The 3,156-nt window shown below is 50.1% G+C and carries 3 protein-coding genes; 2 read left to right on the plus strand and 1 reads right to left on the minus strand.

The window, feature by feature from the left end; translation table 11 throughout:
- A partial coding sequence (lhgO, locus tag ABYW01_RS17665; RefSeq protein WP_372835317.1) for an L-2-hydroxyglutarate oxidase occupies nt 1-670 on the minus strand: 670 nt, incomplete at its 3' end.
- Between the two features lie 256 nt (nt 671-926).
- On the opposite strand from lhgO, the gene ABYW01_RS17670 reads away from it, so the two are divergent.
- Nucleotides 927-1,793, plus strand: coding sequence for a prephenate dehydratase (locus ABYW01_RS17670; protein WP_372835319.1), 867 nt, complete (start codon nt 927-929; stop codon nt 1,791-1,793).
- Between the two features lie 375 nt (nt 1,794-2,168).
- Nucleotides 2,169-3,156 (plus strand): ArsJ-associated glyceraldehyde-3-phosphate dehydrogenase (locus ABYW01_RS17675; protein ID WP_372835321.1); only part of this gene is annotated, 988 nt, incomplete at its 3' end.

Here is a 3,156-nt window from a genome sequence, read left to right on the forward strand (position 1 = left end):
GTTCTTTCCCCAGCATCTTAACCACGCGATCGGATTGCAATCCTGCGCACGCCACCAGATAACGAGCCTGGAAGCGTCCCTGATTAGTATATGCAGTGACCCGATCAACAAATTCTTCCAGGTTATCTACGTGGGTGTGAAAGTTCACCTGCCCACCTTTTGCCACCACCAGCTCAGCCATCTTATTGGTAATTTCACGATAGCTGACAATACCGGTGGAAGGCACGTAAATCGCACCGACCCCGGTTATCGCGGGTTCTCTGGCTTTCAGTTGCTGCTGATCGAGCACCTCAATCTCTAACTCATTCTGAGCACAGCGTTCGATCAGGGCCTGCATCCGCTCCAACTCCTGAGCATCCGTAGCCACTAACAGCTTTCCGCACTGATCATAATGAATACCATGTTCATCACAGAACGCTTTAGTGGCCTGATTTCCAGCCTTACAAAACTGCGCTTTCAGGCTGCCCGGTTTGTAATACACCCCCGCATGAATCACACCGGAGTTACGGCCCGTCTGATGCTGTGCCGGGGATGACTCCTTTTCAAGCACAACCACAGAACAACCCGGATAGGCATCTTGTAACTGCATTGCCGTAGACATCCCAAGGATACCGCCACCAATCACCATAAAGTCATAGATTGGCTTCTTCTGTGTTTGTCTTGTAGTCACTGGAACTCCTCGTGTCCTTGGGGTCATATCGCGAGCTGGGCTATATGTTCAGCCACCGGCTGCATCAATAGGTAATCCTTCAGATCAATCAGCTTCTGTGCCAATGAATCCAAGGTTAAGCCCCACTTGCGGGGGGCATTTCATGCCCGATCGCCGATCGAGCAGCCACCTTACCAAAGGGGTATTTTTTTTCCAGTTACTAAGTGGCCTGTGCCATAATATTGGGCTTTCTCACCCTGTTTGTACGGATCACATCATGAGCGACTCAACGCAAATCATCGCCTACCAAGGCCAGCCCGGCGCGTATTCTCACCTATCTTGCACCCGTGTTTTTCCGAACATGGAAGCCTTTGCCTGTGAAACTTTTGTCGAGGCAATGTTTATGGTGGAAGACGGTAAAGCTGATCTGGCGATGATTCCGCTGGAAAACTCCACCGCCGGTCGCGTGGAAGAGATCTATCGCCTGATGCCCAAAACCCAGCTGCATATCGTGGGGGAGCATTTTGAGCCGGTAAACCACTGTCTGCTTGGCCTGCCCGGCACGCAACTGGACGAATTGAAAACCGTCTCGTCTCACCCTCAAGCGCTGGCACAGTGTCTAGATCACATTAAAGAATTAGGGCTGGAGCCAATTGCCAGCCTGGATACTGCGGGTTCCGCCTCTGCGTTACCTAAAGCCGGGAAAAAGCAATTCGCTGCTATTGCGTCTAGTCTTGCCGCAGATCTGTATGGTCTTGAAGTATTACGCGAGAATTTTCAGGATAAAGATGGCAACACCACCCGCTTTTTGATCCTGTCACGCGACAAGTTTGTGCCTGAGTTTGATCCGACCACCAAATACATCACCACCATCATGTTCACGGTACGCAACATCCCCGCCGCGCTGTATAAAGCGCTGGGCGGATTCAGTACCAATGGCGTAAACATGGTGAAACTGGAAAGCTACATGGCGTCCGACACAATGACCGCAACCAGCTTCCATCTGGATGTAGAAGGCCATCCTAATGAGAAGTCGATGCAGTACGCCCTGCAGGAGCTGGACTTCTTTGCGCGCGATGTCCGCATCATGGGTACCTATGATGCTCACCCGTTCCGCTATGAAGAAGATGTTATTGTCGAGTGAGCAACTGCAAAAAAAATGCTGCCAAAAAGACAAAAAGCCTTTGATTTGTAGACCAAAGTACAGTGTTGCGGTGCAGCATTAGCCTCCATACTGAATGGGTGGTTAGTGCTCTTTCTTCGATGGACACTCATCCGCATCCCATCTTCTAACTTCGTCCACTCGCGGAGTTAACACAGATTCTGTCCCTCCCTCCCGCTAGGGAGTGAGGGGCCTTTTTATGACCGTCCTATTAATTTTCTTTTTCCACCTATCGATTCACTGGACATCATCACATATGAAAAATAATATATGTGAAAATTCGTATATATGCGCAGTATAAAAAACTATCTGAATCGATAACAATGCGCGCTCAACCCGGTATTTGGAGACATCGCCATGGGCATCAAAGTAGGTATTAACGGTTTTGGACGTATGGGACGTCTCGCTTTGCGCGCAGGCTGGGATTACCCCGAACTCGAATTCGTTCAGATCAACGATCCGGAAGGTGATGCAGCAACCTTTGCCCACTTACTTAAATTCGACTCCATACACGGCATCTGGCCGCACAATGTGTCAGAGGAAAACGGTAAGATCTGCATCGACTCCCACTCGCTGACATTCAGCAGCAACAAAGGGATTTCAGATACCGATTGGTCCGGCTGCGATCTGGTCATCGAAGCCAGTGGTAAATTTAAGTCTGTAGATGTATTAAACCGCTATCTGGAACAAGGCGTAAAACGGGTGCTGGTCACCGCCCCGGTCAAAGAAGACGGCGCATTGAATCTGGTCATGGGTATTAATCACGACCTTTTTGATCCGACCCAGAACCGCATTGTAACCGCCGCATCCTGCACGACAAACTGCCTGGCACCGGTCATCAAAGTTGTGCATGAAAAATTGGGCATCCGTCACGGCTCGATGACCACGATTCACGACATCACCAATACCCAGACCATTCTGGATGCGCCGCATAAAGATCTGCGCCGTGCACGCGCCTGCGGTATGAGCCTGATCCCAACCACGACAGGATCGGCAAAAGCTATCACTGAAATATTCCCCGACCTGAAAGGTCGTCTTAACGGTCACGCCGTGCGAATCCCTCTCGCTAATGCGTCACTGACCGACATGGTGTTTGAGCTGAAGCGCGAGACTACCATCGAAGAAGTAAACACGCTGTTTAAAGATGCAGCAGAAAATGAACTCGAAGGTGTACTCGGCTACGAAGAGCGCCCTCTGGTATCAATCGATTACCGCACAGATCCTCGTTCCAGTATCGTTGATGCGCTTTCCACCATGGTGGTGAATGGAACTCAACTGAAAATCTATGCGTGGTACGACAACGAATGGGGTTATGTAAATCGCACCGTTGAACTGGCCAAATACA

Source organism: Pontibacterium sp., from assembly GCF_041587635.1.
Classification (GTDB): Bacteria; Pseudomonadota; Gammaproteobacteria; order Pseudomonadales; family Balneatricaceae; genus Pontibacterium.